Annotated in this window: 16 protein-coding genes; 9 read left to right on the top strand and 7 right to left on the bottom strand. The window is 66.5% G+C overall.

Features of this window, described 5'->3' with window-relative positions:
- Nucleotides 1-19: 19 nt before the first annotated feature.
- Nucleotides 20-2,008 carry an SDR family oxidoreductase gene (locus IEV56_RS09510; protein ID WP_188450124.1) on the bottom strand — a complete coding sequence of 663 codons (1,989 nt, stop codon included), beginning with the start codon at nucleotides 2,006-2,008 and terminating at the stop codon, nucleotides 20-22.
- A 119-nt stretch (nucleotides 2,009-2,127) separates the two neighbouring features.
- On the opposite strand from IEV56_RS09510, the gene IEV56_RS09505 reads away from it, so the two are divergent.
- From IEV56_RS09505 to IEV56_RS09480, 6 genes are all read left to right on the top strand, one after another.
- Nucleotides 2,128-2,385, top strand: a complete 258-nt coding sequence (locus IEV56_RS09505) for an acyl-CoA-binding protein (protein ID WP_188450123.1) — start codon at nucleotides 2,128-2,130, stop codon at nucleotides 2,383-2,385.
- Nucleotide 2,386: 1 nt separating this feature from the next.
- Nucleotides 2,387-3,013 carry a TetR/AcrR family transcriptional regulator gene (locus IEV56_RS09500; protein ID WP_188450122.1) on the top strand — a complete coding sequence of 209 codons (627 nt, stop codon included), beginning with the start codon at nucleotides 2,387-2,389 and terminating at the stop codon, nucleotides 3,011-3,013.
- Between the two features lie 89 nt (nucleotides 3,014-3,102).
- A complete protein-coding gene (gene ykgO / locus IEV56_RS09495) occupies nucleotides 3,103-3,228 on the top strand; it encodes a type B 50S ribosomal protein L36 (RefSeq protein WP_005913193.1) in 126 nt (41 codons plus the stop codon).
- 85 nt (nucleotides 3,229-3,313) lie between these two features.
- Nucleotides 3,314-4,345, top strand: coding sequence for an agmatine deiminase family protein (locus IEV56_RS09490; protein ID WP_188450121.1), 1,032 nt, complete (start codon nucleotides 3,314-3,316; stop codon nucleotides 4,343-4,345).
- Nucleotides 4,342-5,229 (top strand): carbon-nitrogen hydrolase, encoded by an 888-nt coding sequence (locus IEV56_RS09485; RefSeq protein ID WP_188450120.1) that lies wholly within the window; start codon nucleotides 4,342-4,344, stop codon nucleotides 5,227-5,229. Before IEV56_RS09490 ends, IEV56_RS09485 begins: the two co-directional genes overlap by 4 nt.
- A 4-nt stretch (nucleotides 5,230-5,233) precedes the next feature.
- Nucleotides 5,234-6,433 (top strand): TraB/GumN family protein, encoded by a 1,200-nt coding sequence (locus IEV56_RS09480; RefSeq protein WP_188450119.1) that lies wholly within the window; start codon nucleotides 5,234-5,236, stop codon nucleotides 6,431-6,433.
- Nucleotides 6,434-6,440: 7 nt separating this feature from the next.
- Here IEV56_RS09480 and IEV56_RS09475 read toward each other — a convergent pair whose 3' ends face one another.
- From IEV56_RS09475 to IEV56_RS09465, 3 genes are read right to left on the bottom strand one after another with little or no spacing between them, the layout of a single operon-like run.
- On the bottom strand, nucleotides 6,441-9,509 hold the full coding sequence (locus IEV56_RS09475) for an efflux RND transporter permease subunit (protein ID WP_188450118.1): 3,069 nt from the start codon (nucleotides 9,507-9,509) through the stop codon (nucleotides 6,441-6,443).
- Nucleotides 9,506-12,979: an efflux RND transporter permease subunit gene (locus IEV56_RS09470; RefSeq protein ID WP_229730241.1), complete on the bottom strand. Its 3,474-nt coding sequence runs from the start codon at nucleotides 12,977-12,979 to the stop codon at nucleotides 9,506-9,508. Before IEV56_RS09470 ends, IEV56_RS09475 begins: the two co-directional genes overlap by 4 nt.
- On the bottom strand, nucleotides 12,979-14,094 hold the full coding sequence (locus tag IEV56_RS09465; protein ID WP_188450116.1) for an efflux RND transporter periplasmic adaptor subunit: 1,116 nt from the start codon (nucleotides 14,092-14,094) through the stop codon (nucleotides 12,979-12,981). The genes IEV56_RS09470 and IEV56_RS09465 overlap by 1 nt, the downstream gene beginning before the upstream one ends.
- Nucleotides 14,095-14,246: 152 nt before the next feature.
- Between IEV56_RS09465 and IEV56_RS09460 the strand changes: the two genes are divergently transcribed.
- Nucleotides 14,247-14,573 (top strand): c-type cytochrome, encoded by a 327-nt coding sequence (locus IEV56_RS09460; protein ID WP_188450115.1) that lies wholly within the window; start codon nucleotides 14,247-14,249, stop codon nucleotides 14,571-14,573.
- 13 nt (nucleotides 14,574-14,586) lie between these two features.
- A complete protein-coding gene (locus IEV56_RS09455; RefSeq protein WP_188450114.1) occupies nucleotides 14,587-14,922 on the top strand; it encodes a c-type cytochrome in 336 nt (111 codons plus the stop codon).
- 44 nt (nucleotides 14,923-14,966) lie between these two features.
- Here the strand turns inward: IEV56_RS09455 and IEV56_RS09450 are convergent, their stop codons facing one another.
- Both IEV56_RS09450 and IEV56_RS09445 read right to left on the bottom strand, forming a co-directional pair.
- Entirely contained in the window at nucleotides 14,967-15,752 is a 786-nt protein-coding gene (locus IEV56_RS09450; protein ID WP_188450113.1) for a hypothetical protein, read from the bottom strand.
- A complete protein-coding gene (locus tag IEV56_RS09445) occupies nucleotides 15,749-16,333 on the bottom strand; it encodes an NfuA family Fe-S biogenesis protein (protein WP_188450112.1) in 585 nt (194 codons plus the stop codon). The genes IEV56_RS09450 and IEV56_RS09445 overlap by 4 nt, the downstream gene beginning before the upstream one ends.
- Before the next feature lie 49 nt (nucleotides 16,334-16,382).
- Here IEV56_RS09445 and IEV56_RS09440 point away from each other — a divergent pair, with 49 nt between their 5' ends.
- Nucleotides 16,383-16,721 (top strand): 4a-hydroxytetrahydrobiopterin dehydratase, encoded by a 339-nt coding sequence (locus tag IEV56_RS09440; RefSeq protein WP_188450111.1) that lies wholly within the window; start codon nucleotides 16,383-16,385, stop codon nucleotides 16,719-16,721.
- On the opposite strand, the gene IEV56_RS09435 is transcribed toward IEV56_RS09440, so the two are convergent.
- The gene (locus tag IEV56_RS09435; RefSeq protein WP_188450110.1) at nucleotides 16,707-17,672 is read right to left on the bottom strand and encodes an RluA family pseudouridine synthase; all 966 of its coding nucleotides are present in this window, start codon (nucleotides 17,670-17,672) and stop codon (nucleotides 16,707-16,709) included. The two genes, IEV56_RS09440 and IEV56_RS09435, sit on opposite strands and share 15 nt — an antisense overlap.
- Nucleotides 17,673-17,783 lie beyond the last annotated feature (111 nt).

The raw sequence follows: 17,783 nt of genomic DNA, 5'->3' as shown, positions 1-17,783 counted from the left end.
TACGGGCAACAGGCCGGAACTACCAGTGCACGCCGCGCATCAGCGAGGCAAACGCGATCTGCTCGTTGGTCGGCTGCGCGGCTTCGCTCCGGCCGGCCATGCCCTTGGCGGCGGCCGAATCCGGGAACAGTTCGAACGCGGTACTGACCACCACTTCGTAGGCTTTCGGGAACAGCGCATGCGCGACCCCGGCGAACACGCCCAGGCGCGTGGCGATCCGGCGCGGCTTGTCGATGATGGCCTTGACGATCAGGTCGGCGGCCTCCTCCGGCGTCAGCGTCGGCACCGACTCGTACATCTTGGTCGGCGCGATCATCGGCGTCTTCACCAGCGGCATGTTGATGGTGGTGAAGTTGATGCCCTTGCCCGACAGCTCGCCTTGGGCGCAATGGCTGAAAGCATCCAACGCCGACTTGGAGGCGACGTAGGCCGAGAACCGCGGCGAGCTGGCCAGCACGCCGATCGAGGAGATGTTGATGATGTGGCCGCTGCGCTTGGCGATCATGCCCGGCAGCGACTGCATGATCAGCCGCAGCGCGCCGAAGTAGTTCAGCTGCATGGTGCGCTCGAAATCGTGGAAGCGGTCGAAACTGAGCTCGATCGAACGGCGGATCGAACGGCCGGCGTTGTTGACCAGGATGTCGATGCCGCCGTGCTCCTTCTCGATCTGCTCGATCAGGCGGTCGCAGGATTCCAAGTCGGCCAGATCGGACCGGTAGGCGAAGCACAGATGCCCGGCCTCGGTGATTTCGCGGCGGGTCGCCTCCAGCTCCTCCTCGCCTCGGGCGGCGATGACCACCTTGGCGCCGGCTTCGGCGATCTTGATGGCGGCGGCCTTGCCGATGCCGGACGAGCCGCCGGTGATCAGCACCACCTTGCCCTCGACCTTGCCGCGCAGCGAGCGGTCGATGAACAGATCCGGGTCGAGGTGGCGTTCCCAGTAATCCCACAGGCGCCAGGCATAGCTGTCCAGCGCCGGCACGGCGATCTTGCTGCCTTTCAGCGCGCGCTCGGCCTCGCGGCTGTCGAAACGGGTCGGATAGGTAATGAACGACAGCACCGACTGCGGGATCTTGAGGTCGCGCAGGACCATGTTGGTCAGGCGCTTGACCGGCGGCAGGCTGCCGACCGCCATGCGCATCGGGGCCGGGATGAACGCGAACATGCGCGCGTCCAGGCGCATGGTCATCTCCGGGGCATGCGCGGCGCGGGCGAAGGTGTTCATCAGCTCGCCGAAGCGCATCGGCTCGGGATCGACCAGATGGAAGCAATGGCCGTCCAGCCCGCGCTTGTGCGCGATGTGGTCCATCGCGTCGGCCACGAAATCGACCGGCACCACGTTGATGCGGCCGCCCTCGATGCCGAGGGTGGGCATCCACTGCGGCAGGGTCTGGCGGATCTTTTTGATCAGGGTGAACAGGTAGTACGGGCCATCGATCTTGTCGATCTCGCCGGTCTTGGAGTGGCCGACCACCATCGACGGGCGGTAGATGCGGTACGGCACCGCGTTCTGCCGGCGCACCAGGCCTTCGGATTCGTGCTTGGTCTTCAGGTACGGATCCTTCAGACCCTCGGCCTCCTCGAACATGTCTTCGCGGAATACGCCCGGATACAGGCCGGCGGCGGCGATCGAGCTGGCATGGTGGAAGCAGCCGGCCTGGATCGCGGTGGCCAGGTCCAGCGCATGCCGCGTACCGTCGATGTTGGCGGTCTTCTGGCTTTCGGCATCGGCGGTCATGTCGTACACGGCGGCCAGATGGAAGAAGTGCCGGATCTTGCCTTTCAGCATCTTGAGCTGCGCCGCCGAAACGCCGAGCTTGGCCTTGCCCAGGTCGCCGGTGACCGGAACTACGCGCTTCATGTCCCAACCCATGCGCGCGCCGATGTCCTGCAGCTTGCCGAGCGAGCCCTTGCGAACCAGCACGTACACCGTGCCTTTGCGCTTGAGCAGATTGCCGACCAGGAAGCGGCCGATGAAGCCGGTGGCGCCGGTGACGAAATAAGCCATGTCGATACCCGATCCCTTGGATGTGCCCGAAATTATTGGAATAAGCGCTTGATTTTTTACCGCAAAACGCATTCTAATGCATAATACTGGAATCCGACTTGACGTCAAAGACATCGCGCATGGCCACTTTGAAAGAGCAGTTCGAGCAGGCGGCGTTGGCCGCCAAGAACCTGGGCAAGCGCCCCGACAACGACACCCTGCTGCGCCTGTACGCCCTGTACAAGCAAGGCTCGGAAGGCGACGTCAGCGGACCGCCGCCGGGCATGTTCGATTTCGTGGCCTCGGCCAAGTACCAGGCCTGGCAGAAACTGGAAGGCACCAGCCCGGAATCGGCGATGAAGAAATACATCGCCCTGATTGAATCCCTGCAGGCCTGACGTGTCCGGCAAGACCCGCACGCGCATCCTGGACGCCGCCCTGCGCCTGTTCAACGAACAGGGCGAATCCAACATATCGACCAACCACATCGCAGACGAGCTGGAAATCAGCCCCGGCAACCTGTACTACCACTTCCGCAACAAGGACGACATCATCGAGCAGCTGTTCCAACGCTTCGAGGAGCGCATGGATACCGCCCTGCAGGTACCCGAGGGCCGGCCGGCCACGCTCGAGGACGTCTGGCTGCAGCTGCACCGGGTGTTCGAGTGCATCTGGGACTACCGGTTCCTGTACCGTGACATCATCAACATCCTGAGCCGGAACCGGAGCCTGCGCCTGCGTTTCGCGCGCATCCTGAAGCGCGGCTCGGCCAATGCGCACGGCATCATGCAGGGACTGAACGAGACCGGGGTGATGCGCGCCAGCGCCCGGGAAATCGAGGGTCTGGCCACCAACATCCTGGTGTTGGCCACGTTCTGGCTGAATTACGCGGGCGTCCGCGGCGAAAAGGACGAACAGAAGGCCATCCGCCAGGGCATCGTGCAGGTGATGATGCTGGTTTCGCCCTTCCTGCGCGACAGCGAACGCCTGCACCTGCATACCCTGTCGGCCGCCTACGCCGAATAATTAAGGAATTATTCAACAAGTTATTGCCTGGGCTCGGGTTTTGCCTTATAATTCCCGCTCCCGTTTCACCCGAACACTTAGGAATCCCCATGAAAGTCCTGTCGTCCCTCAAGTCGGCCAAGACCCGCCATCGTGACTGCAAGGTCGTGCGTCGGCGCGGCAAGGTCTTCGTGATCTGCAAGTCCAATCCGCGCTTCAAGGCCCGTCAGCGTTAATCGCCGGCCCTGCCGCGGTATCGAAAAAGCCGGCTGACGCCGGCTTTTTCGTGCCCCGCCCCTACCCCGAACCCGGAGCCCGCCGATGTCCGAACCTCTCCGTTTTCCGGCCGAATGGGAGCCGCAAGCCGGCATCCTGATGGCCTGGCCGCACGCCGGCACCGACTGGGCCGAGCGTCTGGAAACCACCGCCGTCTGCTTCGCCGCCCTGTGCGGCGCCATCACCCGCTTCGAGCCGCTGCTGCTGTTGGTGCCCGATGAATCCGTGGAGGCCGATGCCCGCGCCGCGCTGACCGCCGCCGGCTGCGATTTCAGCCGGCTGCGCCTGATTCGGATGCCCTACGACGACACTTGGCTACGCGATAGCGGCCCGATCACCCTGCGCGAGGGCGAGGGCTTCCGCCTGCTCGACTTCCATTTCACCGCCTGGGGCGGCAAGTTCGAGGCCGGACTGGACGACCAGATCGTGGCGCGCCTGGCCGAACAGGGCCATTTCGGCGCCGCCCGCCACCAACGCATCGAGTTCGCCCTGGAAGGCGGCGGCATCGAGACCGACGGCGACGGCACCCTGCTGTCGACCTGGCACTGCCTGCACGAGCGCCATCCGGACAAATCCCGCGCGGAAATCGAGGCCGTGCTGAAAGAAACGCTGCACCAGCACCGGGTACTCTGGCTGGAGCACGGTCATCTGGAGGGCGACGACACCGACGCCCACATCGATACCCTGGCCCGCTTCGCCTCGCCGTCGCGCATCGTGTACCAGGGCTGCCAGGACACGGCCGACAGCCATTACGGCGAACTGCAGGCCATGGCCGCCGAACTGCGTGCCCTGCGCCGCACCGACGGCACGCCTTACGAACTGTTCGAACTGCCCTGGCCGCAACCGGTGTTGGACGGCGGCCGCCGCCTGGCCGCGTCGTATGCCAATTTCCTGATCGTCAACGGCGCCGTGCTGATGCCGGTGTACGGCGATGCCGCCGACGCCGAGGCGCTGGCGGTGATGGCGCGCGCCTTCCCCAGCCGCGAAATCGTCGGCATCCCCTGCCGCGACCTAATCTGGCAGAATGGCAGCCTGCACTGCTGCACCATGCAACTCCCCGAAGGATTGTCGACATGAGCGCCCGAACCCTGAAAGCGGCCCTGATCCAGGAAATCGACCACGGCAGCGCCGAGGCCAACCTGACCGTGATCGAGCAGCGCGTGGCCGAGGCCGCAGCCGGCGGTGCCCGTCTGGTGCTGTTGCAGGAACTGCACAACGGCGCCTATTTCTGCCAGCACGAATCGCCGGCCGAATTCGACCGCGCCGAACCGATTCCCGGCCCGAGCACCGAACGGCTGTCGGCGCTGGCCGCCAAGCACGGCGTGGTGCTGGTGGCGTCATTGTTCGAACGCCGCGCCGCCGGCCTGTACCACAACACCGCGGTGGTGTTCGAGCGCGACGGCCGACTGCTCGGCAAATACCGCAAGATGCACATCCCGGACGATCCGGGTTTCTACGAGAAGTTCTACTTCACGCCCGGCGACCTCGGCTTCGAACCGATCGACACCAGCATCGGCCGCCTCGGCGTGCTGGTGTGCTGGGACCAGTGGTATCCGGAGGCCGCCCGCCTGATGGCGCTGGCCGGTGCCGAACTGCTGGTGTACCCGACCGCCATCGGCTGGGATCCGGACGATACCGAGGAGGAAAAGGCGCGCCAGCGCCAGGCCTGGCTGCTCAGCCACCGCGGCCATGCCGTGGCCAACGGCATCCCCGTGTTGAGCTGCAACCGCACCGGCTTCGAGCCCTCGCCGCTCGGCGCCAGCGGCATCCGTTTCTGGGGCAGCTCGCACGTGCTCGGTCCGCAGGGCGAATACCTGGCCGAGGCCGGCCTGGACGCGCCGGAAATCCTGATCGCCGACATCGACCTGGCGCGCAGCGAAAGCGTGCGCCGGATGTGGCCGTTCCTGCGCGACCGCCGCATCGACGCCTACGCCGACCTGCTCAAACGCTACCGCGACTGAGCCGATGAGCCTGCCCGATTTCGCCGGCCAGCCGGTCAAACAGGTCACCGTCGGTGCCGTCGAGTACACCCTGCTCGGCACCGCGCACGTCTCGCCGAAAAGCCTGGAGGCGGTCAAGGCCGCCATCGACAGCGGCCTATACGACACCGTGGCGGTGGAACTGGACGCCAACCGGCACCGACAGCTGACCGAACCGGACGCGCTGTACCGGCTCGACATCTTCCAGATCATCCGCGACGACAAGATCGGACTGGTCGCCGCCAACCTGTCGCTGGCCGCCTACCAGCGCCGGCTGGCCGATCAGCTCGGCATCGAGCCCGGCGCCGAACTGAAGGCGGCTTCGACCGAGGCGGTCGAGCGCGGTCTGCGCCTGGAGCTGATCGACCGCGACGCCGGCATCACCCTGAAACGCACCTGGGCCAAGCTCGGCTTTTTCCGGCGCGCGCAGTTGGCGGCCGGCTTGGGCGTCAGCTTGATCAGCTCGGATGACATCGGCGAAGCCGAAATCGAGCAACTGAAACAGGGCGACCTGCTGGAATCGAGCTTCGGCGAATTCGCCAAGCAGACGCCGCAGCTGTTCGAGAGCATCATCGCCGAACGCGACCGCTACATGGCCGCCAAACTGCTGACCCTGCAGGGCGCGTCGTCGGTGCGGCGGGTGCTGGCGGTGGTCGGCGCCGGGCACTTGGCCGGCCTGGCGCAGGCGCTGCAGGATGCGGACAACCGCAATCCGGAAATCCTGACCGCACTGGATGCGGTACCGGCCGGCTCGAACATCCCGTGGTTCACCCTGCTGCTCGTTGCCTTTCTCGGCCTGGGCTTCGCCTGGGGCTTCCAACAGGGTGGTCTGGCCTTGGCCGGCACCTTGCTGCTGCAATGGATCCTGATCACCGGCACCGGCGGCCTGATCGGCTGCCTGGCCGCGCGCGGGCACTGGCTGAGCTGCCTGGCGGCGTTCGTCGCCTCGCCGCTGACGCCCCTGCACCCGGCGCTGAGCTCCGGCATGGTCTCGGCCTATGTCGAGGCCAAGATGCACAAGCCGACCTACGAAGACCTGCTGCGGCTGAAGGACGACACCACCGAAATCGCCGGCTGGTGGAAGAACCGCTTCGCGCGCATTTTGGTCAACTTCATCCTGACCAACACCGGCACCGCGTTGGCGGTCTGGGCGGCCGGAGCCGCCCTGTTGCTCAAGGTCGGTTGAGTCGCGCTCAACCGACCCCGCGTGCGGCGCGCAATCCGCGCACCGCGCCGGTACGCAGATCGTCCAGGATCGCGTAGATGGTCGGCAGGAACAGCAGACTGACCACGGTCGAGAACGCCAGGCCGCCGGCGATGGCGCGCGCCATCGGGAAATACGGCGGACCGTCGCCGGCCATCTGGGTTTGGCCGAGCGAGATCGGCACCATGGCCAAAATCGCGGTGCCCATCGTCATCAGGATCGGCCGCAGGCGCTCGCGGCTGCCCTCCACCAGCGCATCGGTGCGCGACATGCCGCCGCGGCGCAGGTTGTTGATGTGCTCGATCATCACGATGCCGTTGTTGACCACCACGCCCATCAGCACCAGGATGCCGATGAAGGCCATGACGTTGAATTCGGTGCCGGTCAGCCAGAACAGCCAGAACACCCCCAGCACCGAGAACACCACGCCGCTCATGATCGCCGACGGGAACAGCAGCGATTCGAACACGGCCGCCATCACCACATAGATCATCACCAGCGCCAGCAACAGATTGAACAGCATCTGCTGCATCGCCTCGTTGTCGTCCTGCCCGCCGCCACCGTCGAAGCTGAAGGTGTAGCCGGGCGGGAACGCGACCTGCTTGAGACGCTCTTCCATGGCCTTGCGCGCTTCCGGCGGGGTCACCTTGTCGGCCATGTTGGCCTCGATGGCCAACGTGGTCTGGCGGTTCGAGCGCTGGATCTCGGTGGCCGCGGCCTTGACCTCGACGTCGACCAGGGCCAGCAGCGGTACGCTGTTGCCGTCCGGCGCCAGCACGGTGAAGCCCGCGATGTCCTCGGTGCCGAAATCCTCGGCGCCGGCGAAACGCACCCAGACCGGCACTTCCGTGTCGTCGCGGCGGAACTCGCGCAGCGGCGCGCCGCGCAGGGCCAGGCCGACGTACTGCGAGACCTGCTCGGCGCTGAAGCCGAACGCGGCCGCGCGCTCGCGGTCGACGCGCACGGACAGCTCGCTGTTCTTGTCGCCGACGTTGACACGCACGTCGCGCAGCTGCGGCAGCGTGGCCAGCATCGGTACGATGTCGGCACCCAGCGCCTTCAGCGTCTCCGAGGAGTCGCCGACCAGCTGGACCTGCACGGTATTGCCGCCGAAGCCTCCGCCGCCGCCCGGTCCGCCGCCCTGGTTGCCGATGCCGAGCTTGGCCCGGGCGGATTTCGGCAGTTCCTCGCGGATGCGGTCGACCAGCTTCTTGCTGTCTTGGGCGCTGTCGGATTCGAACTTGATGTTGGTGCCGCCCCAGCCCTGCTCGCTGAAGTACGAATAGATCTGGGTGATGCCGTAGGCCTTGCGGTTGGCCTCCAGGAAGGCCTCGACGCGGGCGATTTCGTCCGACATCTGCTCCTTGGTGTAGGCCCCGTTCCACTGGTAGAACACGCTGGTTTCGCCGATGTCCTCGCCGCCGAACATGTTGGTCTTCATCTGCGTCATCGGCACCAGGCTGACCGCGACGATCAGCAGGATGCCGAGCACGCTCTTGCCGCGGTGCTCCAGGGTCCAGCGCAGGAAGGCCGCATAGCGGCGCTGCAGGCGCGGGATCAGGCCGTCGTCGTTACGCACCGCCGGCGGCGTCTTCAGGCGCGCCGACAGCATCGGAATCAGGCTGACCGCGACCAGCCAGGAGGCCAGCAGCGAGACCGAGATGGTGATGGCGATCTGCGACATGAAGATGCTGAGCATGTTGCGTTCGCCGAACAGGTTCGGCACGAACACGATGCAGTGGCAGAGCGTGCCGGCCGACAGCGCGATGGCGACGTTGCGGGTGCCGATCAGCGAAGCGCGCACCGGCTGGCCGGGCATGCGTTCGCGCTCCTGGTAGATGCTCTCGACCACCACCACGGCGTTGTCGACCAGCATGCCGACCGCAAGCAGAAGGCCCATCATGGTCAGGATGTTGAGGGTGACGCCGGCGAAGTACATGAAGCCGAGGGTCATCACGAAGCAGATCGGAATGGCGGTGGTGACCATCAGCGTCGACGGCCAATGGCGCAGGAAGAAATACAGCACGATGATCGACAGCAGCAGACCGACCAGGCCGGCCTCGGCCAGTTCCAGCAAGGAGCCGGTCACCGCCTCGCCTTGGTCCTCGACCACCAGCACCTGCACGCCGTCCATTTCCGGATCGCGCGAGATGGTGTTGACCTCGGCCAGCACGTCGCGCGCCACCTGCACCAGGTTGGCGCTGCGCTCCTTGAAGATGTCGAGTCCGACCGCCGGTCGGCCGTCCAGGCGGCGGCCGTAATCCATGCGCGCCGGCTTGAGCTGCACGTCGGCGACGTCGGCCAGACGCGTGCCCTTGCCGTCGATGACGATGTCACGGTACTGCTGCAGGTCGTCGATCTCCCCGACCGGCTGCACCCGGAACCGGCGTCCGCCGTCGTCGATCTGACCGGCCGACACCGAGAAGTTGGCGTCGCGCAGGCGGCTGTTGAGCTGGTTCAGGCTGATGCCGCGGGCGTCGAGCCGGTCCTGCGCGATGGCGATCTCGACTTCGTTCGGCGGCGCGCCGGTGACCTCGACCCGGGCCACGCCGTTGATGCGTTCCAGCCGGCGCTTGAACTCGCGTTCGATCATGTCGTATTCGCGGGTCAGGTCGCGGTTGCTGGCCAGACGCACCTTCAGCACCGGTTCGTCGCTGGTCGAGAACTTCAGCACGAAGTAGCGTTGCAGGTCGTCCGGCAACTCGTCGCGGATGGCGTCGATGCGCTCGCGCGCCTCCGACGCGGCAATCGAGGCGTCGCGCTCCCAGTCCGAAAACTGGATGAACATCGAGGCGCCGTCGGCGCGTGCGCTGCCCTCCATGCGCTTGACGCCGGTCATGGTCGACACCGCCTCCTCGACCGGGCGCAGCACGGTACGCTCCACTTCCTCGGGCGTCGAGCCGCTGTACGGCAACTGCAGGAAGATACCCGGGAAGGTCACCGCCGGAAAGGCCTCCAGCGGCAGGCGCACGGCCGCGATCAGCCCGACCACGAACATCGAGACGAAGAACATCACCGTGGTGACGGGGCGCTTGATGCTGAATCCGGCGACGCTCATGCCGCACCGCCCTCCGCGTCCAGCTCGTCCTCGGAACGGGCGCGGGCCAAGCGGCCGCGGGCCACGTAGAAATCATCCGATTTCCGGTCGAGCAGGTCGTACACCACCGGGATGACCAGCAGGGTCAGCAAGGTCGAGACCAGCAGGCCGCCGATCACCGTGATGGCCATCGGCGCGCGCACCTCGGCGCCGTCACCGGTGGCCACCGCCAGCGGCAGGAAGCCGAACAGGGTGCACAGCGTGGTCATCACGATCGGGCGCAGGCGCGAGCGCGCGCCTTCGATCAGCGCCTCGCGTTTGGGCAGACCGGCCTCGCGCGCCTGGTTGACGCGGTCGACCAGGATGATGGCGTTCTTCACCACCAGGCCGACCAGCAGGATCAGGCCGATGAACACCACCACGGACACCGTGGAGCCGGTCAGCAGCAGGGCCAGGATCGCGCCGACCAGCGCCAGCGGAATGCTGAACAGGATGACGAACGGGTGCAGCAGCGATTCGAACTGCGAGGCCATCACCAGATAGACCAGGAACACCGCCAGCCCGAAGGCGAACAGCAGGGAGCCGATCGACTCGGCCAGCTCCTCGCCCTGCCCGCCGATGTGCATCCGGATGCCCGCGCTGAGCGGATCGGTACGCACCATATCCTCGACCTCGGCGACCGCGGTGCCCAGATCGATGTCGCGCAGGTTGGCCGACACCACCGCCACGCGCACCTGATCGGCGCGGTGGATCTCGCTCGGGCCGGTGGTGGCGACCACGTCGGCCACGGTGGACAGGGTCACCGGATTGGCGGCGCCGGGATTGACGATCAGGTTGCGGATGTCGTCCACGCTGGCGCGGTCGTTCTGGCTCGCCCGCACCAGCACGTCGATCTTGCGGCTGCGGAAGCTGTAGCGCGTGGCCACGTCGCCGCGCACGTTCTTCACCACCATGTCGGCGATCTGGCGCGTGGTCAGGCCCAGCGCGCCGGCACGTTCCTGGTCGAAGCGGATCTGCACTTCCGGGAAGCCCTGCTCGACGGTCGACTTGACGTCGGCGTAATGCGGGTTGGCGCGCAGCATGTCGGCCAACTTGCGGCCGGCGACCTGGATTTCGGCCAGATCCTGGCCGCGCAGCTCGATTTCCAGCGGCGCCGAGAAACTGAACAGTTCGGGGCGGCTGAAGTCGATCTGCGCGCCGGCCACCGCCTGGCCGCTGCGGCGCAACGCTTCGGTCAGGGCCGTTTCCTGCTTCTCGCCGCCGCCGGCCATCACCACCGTGAGCTTGCCGATGTTCTCGCCGCTCTCGGTCGGGCTGGCGTCCAGCCGGGTGCCGGAACCGCTGACGCCGTACAGCGCCTTGATGCCAGGATCGCCGGCATGCGTCTGCTGCAGCGAACGCACCACCTGGTCGGTGTCGCGCAGCGGCGTGCCCGGCGGCAGCTTGACCGTCATTTCGAAGCGGTCCTGCGCCAACTGCGGGATCAGGTCGGTGCCCAGCAGCGGGACCGCCAGCAGGCTCAGCGCAAACGCCGCGCCGGCCACCGCCAGCACGCCCGCGCGCCGCTCGAGCGCGCGCGGCAGCTGCCGCAGGTAAGCCTGCTCCAGCCGGTGATAGGGCGACATCGCCAGATCGCTCAAGCGGCCCATCACCGGACCGACGATCCGCGATGCCAGACGCCAGGCGCGTACGGCAAGCCAGAAGAGGCCGGTGTACAGCCAGCGCACGGCGGTGCCGGAACGGTATGCGAGCCAGGCCAGGGGCCGCTGCCAGGCGCGCGTCGGCTGCCAACGCGGATGCGCGGGCTCCTCGGCGAACGCCATCGGCGCGGTATCGCGCCAGCCGCTCAACATCGGGATCAGGGTCATCGAAACCACCAGCGAGATGCCGATGGCGGTCGCCACGGTCAACGCCTGGTCGCGGAACAATTCGCCGGCGATGCCCTCCACGAACACCAGCGGCAGGAACACCGCCATGGTGGTCAGGGTCGAGGCCACCACCGCCAGACTGACCTCTCGGGTGCCCTCGATGGCGGCGCGGAACACGCCCAAGCCGCGCTCACGCGCCTTGGCGATGCTCTCCAGCACCACGATCGAGTCGTCCACCACCAAGCCGGTGGCCAGCGCCAGGCCGCCGAGCGACATCACGTTCAGGGTCAGGTCGAACTGGTCCATGAAGAAGAACGTGGTGATGATCGACACCGGCAGCGACAGCGAGATCACGAACGTGCTCCAGCCGTCACGCAGGAACAGGAAGATGATCAGCACCGCCAACAGGCCGCCCAGCACGGCGTCGAACTTGACGTCGCTGATGGCGCTGCGGATGAACTTGGATTGGTCGTCGACCACGGTCAGTTCGATGTCGGACGGCATCTCGCGTTGCAGCTGCTCGAGTTTGGCAGAGACCGCATCGGCGGTCGAGACGGTATTGGCGTCGCCTTCCTTGTAGATGGCGAGCTCCACCGCCTCCTTGCCGCCGAGCCGGATGATCGATTCGCGCTCCTTGTGGCCTTGGCGCACCTCGGCCACGTCCTTCAGGCGCACCGGCATGCCGGCCGCCGGCGTGCTGCCGGAGCCGCCCGAACTGCTGCGCACGTTGCTGGCGGCGGCGATGGCCTCGGCCGAGCCGGTGCGCGCCGCGATCGCCATCATCTGCTGCGCGGCGCTGGCGGCACCGTTGTCGCTGGCCGACCGGGTGGTGACCAGCATGTCGCGCATCTCCTCGACGCTGGCGAACTGGTTCACCGTGCGCACCAGATAGCGTTGGTTGCCCTCCTCCAGGCGGCCGCCGGAGACGTTGATGTTCTCCTGCTTCAGGCGCTGGATCACGGTGTCGATCGGCAGGTTGAGCTGGGCCAGCTTCTGCTGGTCGATCTCGACCTGCACTTCGTCCTCCAGGCCGCCGCCGACCTTGACCGCGGCCACGCCTTCGACCGGCTCCAGCTTCTTTTTCAGGTCGTCGTCGGCGAAACGGCGCAGCTCGGTGAGCCGGCGCAGGTCGTCGGGGTTGCCGCCCTTGGCGGTCAGCACCAGACGGGTGATCGGCTCGGTGGTGGGATTGAAGCGCAGCAGCACGGGGGCCTTGGCCTCCAGCGGCAGTTGCAGGGTCTCGATCTTGTCGCGGACCTCCAGGCTGGCCTGGTCCATGTCGGTGCCCCAGGCGAATTCCAGCACCACGTCGCTCTGGCCGGTGCGCGAGACCGATTTCAGCTTGCGCAGGCCCTTGACCACGCCAAGCGCCTCTTCGGCGGGCTCGGTGATCAGCGTCTCCACTTCCGCCGGCGCCGCACCGGTATATTCGGTACGCACGGTGAGCGTCGGATAGCTCAGGTCCGGCAGCAGGTTGACCTTCAGGTTGGACAGCGCCAGGAAGCCGAACAGCAGGAACGTCAACGTCGCCATCAGGATGGTGACGCGCCGCCGGGTGGAGAACTCCACCAGGCTGAAGCCGCCGTCGGAACGTGCGGCCGGGTCGTGTTGAGCGCCGTCCATCATTTGGCGTCCGGTTTGGCGGCCGCCTTGGGCTTGTCGCCCAGGACCTGCACCGGGGTGCCGTCACGCAGCGCGACCTTGCCGGCGGTGACCACGCGGTCGCCGGCGTTCAGGCCGCCGCGGATTTCGATCCACTCGCCTTCGGTATAGCCGGCGCGGATGCCGACCCGGGCCGCTTTGCCGTCGCGCACCACGAACACCGCCGGATTGTTCTCGTCGTCCAACAACGCCGAACGCGGCACCACCAGGGCGTCGGCGCGTTGGTCGTAGTCGATGCGCAGGCGCCCGAACATGCCGGGCTGCAGCAGCTCGCCGGCGTCGAACGAGCAGACCACGCGGAAGGTGCCGCTGCCGGAATCGATCACCGGCGCGATGCGGTCGACGCGGCCTTCGAAGCGCTGGCCCGGCAGGGCATCGACGGTGAGCGCCACCGGTTGGCCGGCCTTCAGCGTGGCCAACTCGCGCTCCGGCACGTTCAAGGTGGCCTCCAGGCGGGAGATGTCGACGATGCGGAAGATCGGGGTGTTGATCTGCACGAAATTGCCCGGCTTGATCGAACGCTCGGCGATCACGCCGGAAATCGGCGCGGTCACGTTCGCGTAGGAGACCTCGAGATTGGCCAGGCGGTTGACCGCGCGCGCGTTCTCCAAGTCGTATTTCAGCTGGTCGACGTCGTTTGCCGACACCAGCTGCCGCTTCGACAGCTCCAGCGCGCGGTTGTAGTTGGCCTCCAGCTTGCGCACCTGGGCGTTGCTCTGCGCCGCCTGCAGGCGCGAACGGTCGGAGTCCAGGCGGACCAGGACCTGGCCGGCATGTACGCGCTGGCCGATTTCGGCGGATACCGCGAGCGCCACGCCGGAGGTCTTGGCGACCACCTGCGACTCGCCGCGCGCCTCCAGCGGCGCGGTGCCCGAGTAGCTGGCGGCGATGGCGCGCCGGCTGACCGGCACCGCCTCCACCGTGACCGGATCCGGCGCCTTCTGCCCGGCGCCCGGCTTGCCGTCCTGGGGTGCGCCTTCGGCCTTGGCATCGGGCTTGCCGCCGCAGGCGCCCAGCGCCAGACTCAGGCCGATCAGCAGAAAAGCGGATTTGACGTTATTGGAAGAAGATTGCATGGAGTGCCTGCCGGTTGCGCGAAGGTGGGAAATTACCGGCCATGCTAGCGTTGCGCCGGTCGCCGTGTATCTGCCTAAAGTCACGGATACTTGCCTGATACCGGTGAATTCTGGGTATAATTGCCCCACTCGAACCATTTCCCGGCCCCGATATGAGCAAAACACCCCTTCTTCTCGGCCTCGTGCTGGCGCTTGCCGCCGGTAACGCCCTGGCCAAAGGCGATGCGCGGAAAGGCAAGTCCCTGGCGTATACCTGCACCGGTTGCCATGGCATCGCAGAATACAAGAACGCCTACCCGAGCTACCACGTGCCGAAGATCGCCGGCCAGAACGAAGCCTATCTCGTCAGTGCGTTGACCGCCTACGCCAAGGGCGAGCGCAGCCATCCGACCATGAAAGCGCAGGCCATGAGCTTCAACGCCCAGGAAATCGCCGACATCGCCGCCTACATCTCCGCGCAGACGCCGGCGAAGAAATAAGGGAAGCCACCAGATGAAGACCCAACTCGCTCTCGCGCTTGCCGCATTCGTCCTCGCCGGACAAGCCTCCGCCATGGGCGTCAAAGGCAACGCCGCCGCCGGCAAGCAGAAGGCCGTCGTTTGCGCCGCCTGCCATGGCGCCGACGGCAACAAAACCCTCGACAACACCTACCCGAAGCTGGCCGGCCAGTATCCGGACTACCTGCTGAAAGTGCTGAAGGACTACAAGTCCGGCAAGCGCAACAATGCCGTGATGGCCGGCCAAGTCCAAGCCCTGAGCGAAGCCGATATGGCCAACCTCGCGGTGTACTTCGGTTCCTTGCCGGGTCAGATGGGCGTGGTCAAATAAACCGACTCGCATGATCTTAAAAAGCGGGCTACGGCCCGCTTTTTTCATGGCCGGATTTCGGCCTGCGGTTTGCGGCACTCCTGCTCGTACAGCGCGCGCGTGCGGCGCCAGACCGCCTGGGACTTGGCCGATACGATCAGATCCCACCAGGCCCGGCATTGGCGCTCTTCCTCCGGCGTGAGCGTATCCGGGTCGTCCTTGGCCACGAAATAGCCGTCGTCGTTGGCAGTGAAGCCGCAGGCGCCGCCGGCCGCCAACACCACCAGCTTGCATTGCAGGAAGGCGCCGGGACGGCCGGGAATGGGGATCCTGACCGTGGCCGTGGTCTTTTCCACCGCCGTCTCCAGCACACGCTCCAGACGCGGCCGGTCGCCCTGCCAGTCGGCCTCGAAGCGGGTGGCGCGATACTCCAGCGCCACCGGCCGCTTCAGCAACGCATCCATGTCGTCCAGGCCCGGCCGTTGCACGTCGAAATCACGCGATTGGCCGTTACGCAGGAACGCGTCCAACGCCGGTTGCGGAACCAGCAGCCGGCCGTCGGCGGCATGGATGCGCGGCGCATCGGCTATCGGCGCCGACTCGACGGCCGCTTTTGCCGGCGAAGGCTTGGCGACCACGGAATTCAGCGAACGCGGGCCTGCAGCCGGCGGCTCGGCGGCATGAATGGCGGCCGGCCTGTTCGGCGGCTTACGGCGCACCACGAACTCGACCGCGGTGATGTCCTGGAAAGCCGGTGCCGCAAGCCGTACCGTGCTGGCGTCGGCCAGCCAGACCAGCAAGGCCGCATGCGCGGCGATGACGGCGGCCAACAGCGCGGCGTTTCGGCTCAACGCGGAATGAAAGGCGCCGTGCCGGAGCCGTGGTCGGTGGCGTCGCGCACGGCGGTGATGGCGGGGATCTTGGCCATCATCGTTTTTTCGATGCCCTGCTTCAGGGTCACGTCGGCCATGCCGCAGCCGTGGCAACCGCCGCCGAAGCGCAGGTAGACCACGCCGTCGGCGTCGATCGAATCCAGGCTGACCCGGCCCTTATGCGCCGCCAACTGCGGATTGATCTCCGACTCGATCAGCCACATCACCTGCTCGGCCAGCGAACTGCCGGCATCGGGCGCGCGGCCTTTGATGTTCGGCGCGCGGATGGTGAGCTGGCTGCCGGTGGCGGTGGCGGTGATGTCGATATGGGCGCCGTCCAGGAATTCGACGCTGGCGGCGTCGACGTACAGCATGAAGCCCGGGCACTCGACCTGCCATTCGTCGCCCAACAGGTCGCCGCTCTCGGCGAACTCCAGCCGCGCGTCGGCCGACGGCGTGCCCGGATTGACGGCGCTGATGCGGATGCCGACGGCATCGCTGCCTTGGCTCTGCAGCAACTTGCGGAAATGGTTCTGCGCGTTTTCGGTGATTTCGATCATGCCGGCATTTTACCTTAAACTGTCAGCCTTCCCGTGAATGGAACCCGCCATGGACCTGCCTTTGGAACAACAGCATTGCCGACCGCTGCGCGGCGCCGAACACCGCCTGCCGGCCGAAACCGTCGAGGTCCTGCTGGCGCAGTTGCCGGCGTGGGAACTGGTGGAGGATGGACAGGCGATCCGCCGGAAGGTTCCGTTCGCGGACTACCACCGCACCATGGCGTTCGTGAATGCCTTGGCGTACATCGCGCACCGGGAAGACCACCACCCGGACCTGGGCGTGCATTACGACCGTTGCGTGATCCGCTTCTCGACCCACGACGTCGGCGGCCTGAGCCTGAACGACTTCATCTGCGCGGCCAAAGTCGAAGCCTTACTCGCCGGCTAAGCGGTTCAGCACCTCGTTCAGCTCCGGCGCCAGCGGCGCGTTCAGCGTATACGGCGCGCGGCCCTCGTCGAGCGCGAACTGCATCGAGGCGGCGTGCAGGAACAGGCGTTTGAGGCCGAATTGGGCCGCGAGCTTGCGGTTTGCCTCCTTATCGCCGTATTTGTCGTCGCCGGCGACCGGATGCCCGATATGCGCGGCGTGCACGCGGATCTGGTGCGTGCGTCCGGTCTCGATGCGGACCTTGCAGAAGCTGTGGCCGCCGCGGCGTTCCAATAAAGTGAAGTGGCTGACCGAGGGCTTGCCCTTCGGATCGACCCGGACCATGCGTTCGCCGCCCTGCAGCACCGATTTCTGCAGCGGGGCCTGCACGGTCATGGTGCCGGATGGCATCTTGCCGACGAGAAGCGCCAGATACTGCTTCTCCGGACCCTCGTCCTCGTCCTGTTCGCGCATCAGCGCCTGCAGCTGCAGCAGGGCCGAGCGTTTCTTGGCCAGCACCAGCACGCCGGAGGTGTCGCGGTCGAGCCGGTGCACCAACTCCAGCGGTTCGCCCGGACGCAGCGCGCGCAGGCCTTCGATGACCCCGAACGAGACGCCGCTGCCGCCATGGGTGGCGATGCCGGACGGCTTGTTCAGCACCAGCAGCGCCTTGTCCTCGAACACGATGCTAGCCGCCAGGCGTTCGAGCATGCCCTTGGGCGGTGCCCGGTTCGGGTCGGCCTGTTCGATCTTGACCGGCGGGATGCGGACCTGGGCGCCGGCCGTCAACCGGCTGTCGGGCTTGGCGCGTTTGCCGTCGATACGGACCTGCCCGTCGCGGATTATCTTGTAAATCAGGCTTCTGGGGGCGCCCTTGAGCTGGCCGAGCAGGAAGTTGTCCAAGCGCTGACCATCCCTGTCCGCCGGCACGGCCACCGTCTTCACGCCGGGATTCAAGGAAATAGTGGTCATTTTTGTTCCATCTTGTTAAACTGGGACGGCAAGTAAGGTGTTGATTTCACTTGTTGCCGGCCGAAAGCCAGTGCCTAGTGTATCCCAATACGCGCCCCGCACTCCCAGGGA

This window comes from Arenimonas maotaiensis, assembly GCF_014638745.1.
Classification (GTDB): Bacteria; Pseudomonadota; Gammaproteobacteria; order Xanthomonadales; family Xanthomonadaceae; genus Arenimonas; species Arenimonas maotaiensis.
The sequence above is the reverse complement of the archived record's forward strand: the minus strand, read 5'-3'. Positions and strand labels throughout refer to the sequence as shown.

Excerpts from the sequence above, each read along its gene's own strand:
- IEV56_RS09510 (WP_188450124.1), bottom strand. The coding sequence starts at position 2,008 with ATGGCTTATTTCGTCACCGGCGCCACCGGCTTCATCGGCCGCTTCCTG.
- IEV56_RS09505 (WP_188450123.1), top strand. The coding sequence starts at position 2,128 with ATGGCCACTTTGAAAGAGCAGTTCGAGCAGGCGGCGTTGGCCGCCAAG.
- ykgO (WP_005913193.1), top strand. The coding sequence starts at position 3,103 with ATGAAAGTCCTGTCGTCCCTCAAGTCGGCCAAGACCCGCCATCGTGAC.
- IEV56_RS09490 (WP_188450121.1), top strand. The coding sequence starts at position 3,314 with ATGTCCGAACCTCTCCGTTTTCCGGCCGAATGGGAGCCGCAAGCCGGC.
- IEV56_RS09485 (WP_188450120.1), top strand. The coding sequence starts at position 4,342 with ATGAGCGCCCGAACCCTGAAAGCGGCCCTGATCCAGGAAATCGACCAC.
- IEV56_RS09480 (WP_188450119.1), top strand. The coding sequence starts at position 5,234 with ATGAGCCTGCCCGATTTCGCCGGCCAGCCGGTCAAACAGGTCACCGTC.
- IEV56_RS09475 (WP_188450118.1), bottom strand. The coding sequence starts at position 9,509 with ATGAGCGTCGCCGGATTCAGCATCAAGCGCCCCGTCACCACGGTGATG.
- IEV56_RS09470 (WP_229730241.1), bottom strand. The coding sequence starts at position 12,979 with ATGGACGGCGCTCAACACGACCCGGCCGCACGTTCCGACGGCGGCTTC.
- IEV56_RS09465 (WP_188450116.1), bottom strand. The coding sequence starts at position 14,094 with ATGCAATCTTCTTCCAATAACGTCAAATCCGCTTTTCTGCTGATCGGC.
- IEV56_RS09460 (WP_188450115.1), top strand. The coding sequence starts at position 14,247 with ATGAGCAAAACACCCCTTCTTCTCGGCCTCGTGCTGGCGCTTGCCGCC.
- IEV56_RS09455 (WP_188450114.1), top strand. The coding sequence starts at position 14,587 with ATGAAGACCCAACTCGCTCTCGCGCTTGCCGCATTCGTCCTCGCCGGA.
- IEV56_RS09445 (WP_188450112.1), bottom strand. The coding sequence starts at position 16,333 with ATGATCGAAATCACCGAAAACGCGCAGAACCATTTCCGCAAGTTGCTG.
- IEV56_RS09440 (WP_188450111.1), top strand. The coding sequence starts at position 16,383 with ATGGACCTGCCTTTGGAACAACAGCATTGCCGACCGCTGCGCGGCGCC.
- IEV56_RS09435 (WP_188450110.1), bottom strand. The coding sequence starts at position 17,672 with ATGACCACTATTTCCTTGAATCCCGGCGTGAAGACGGTGGCCGTGCCG.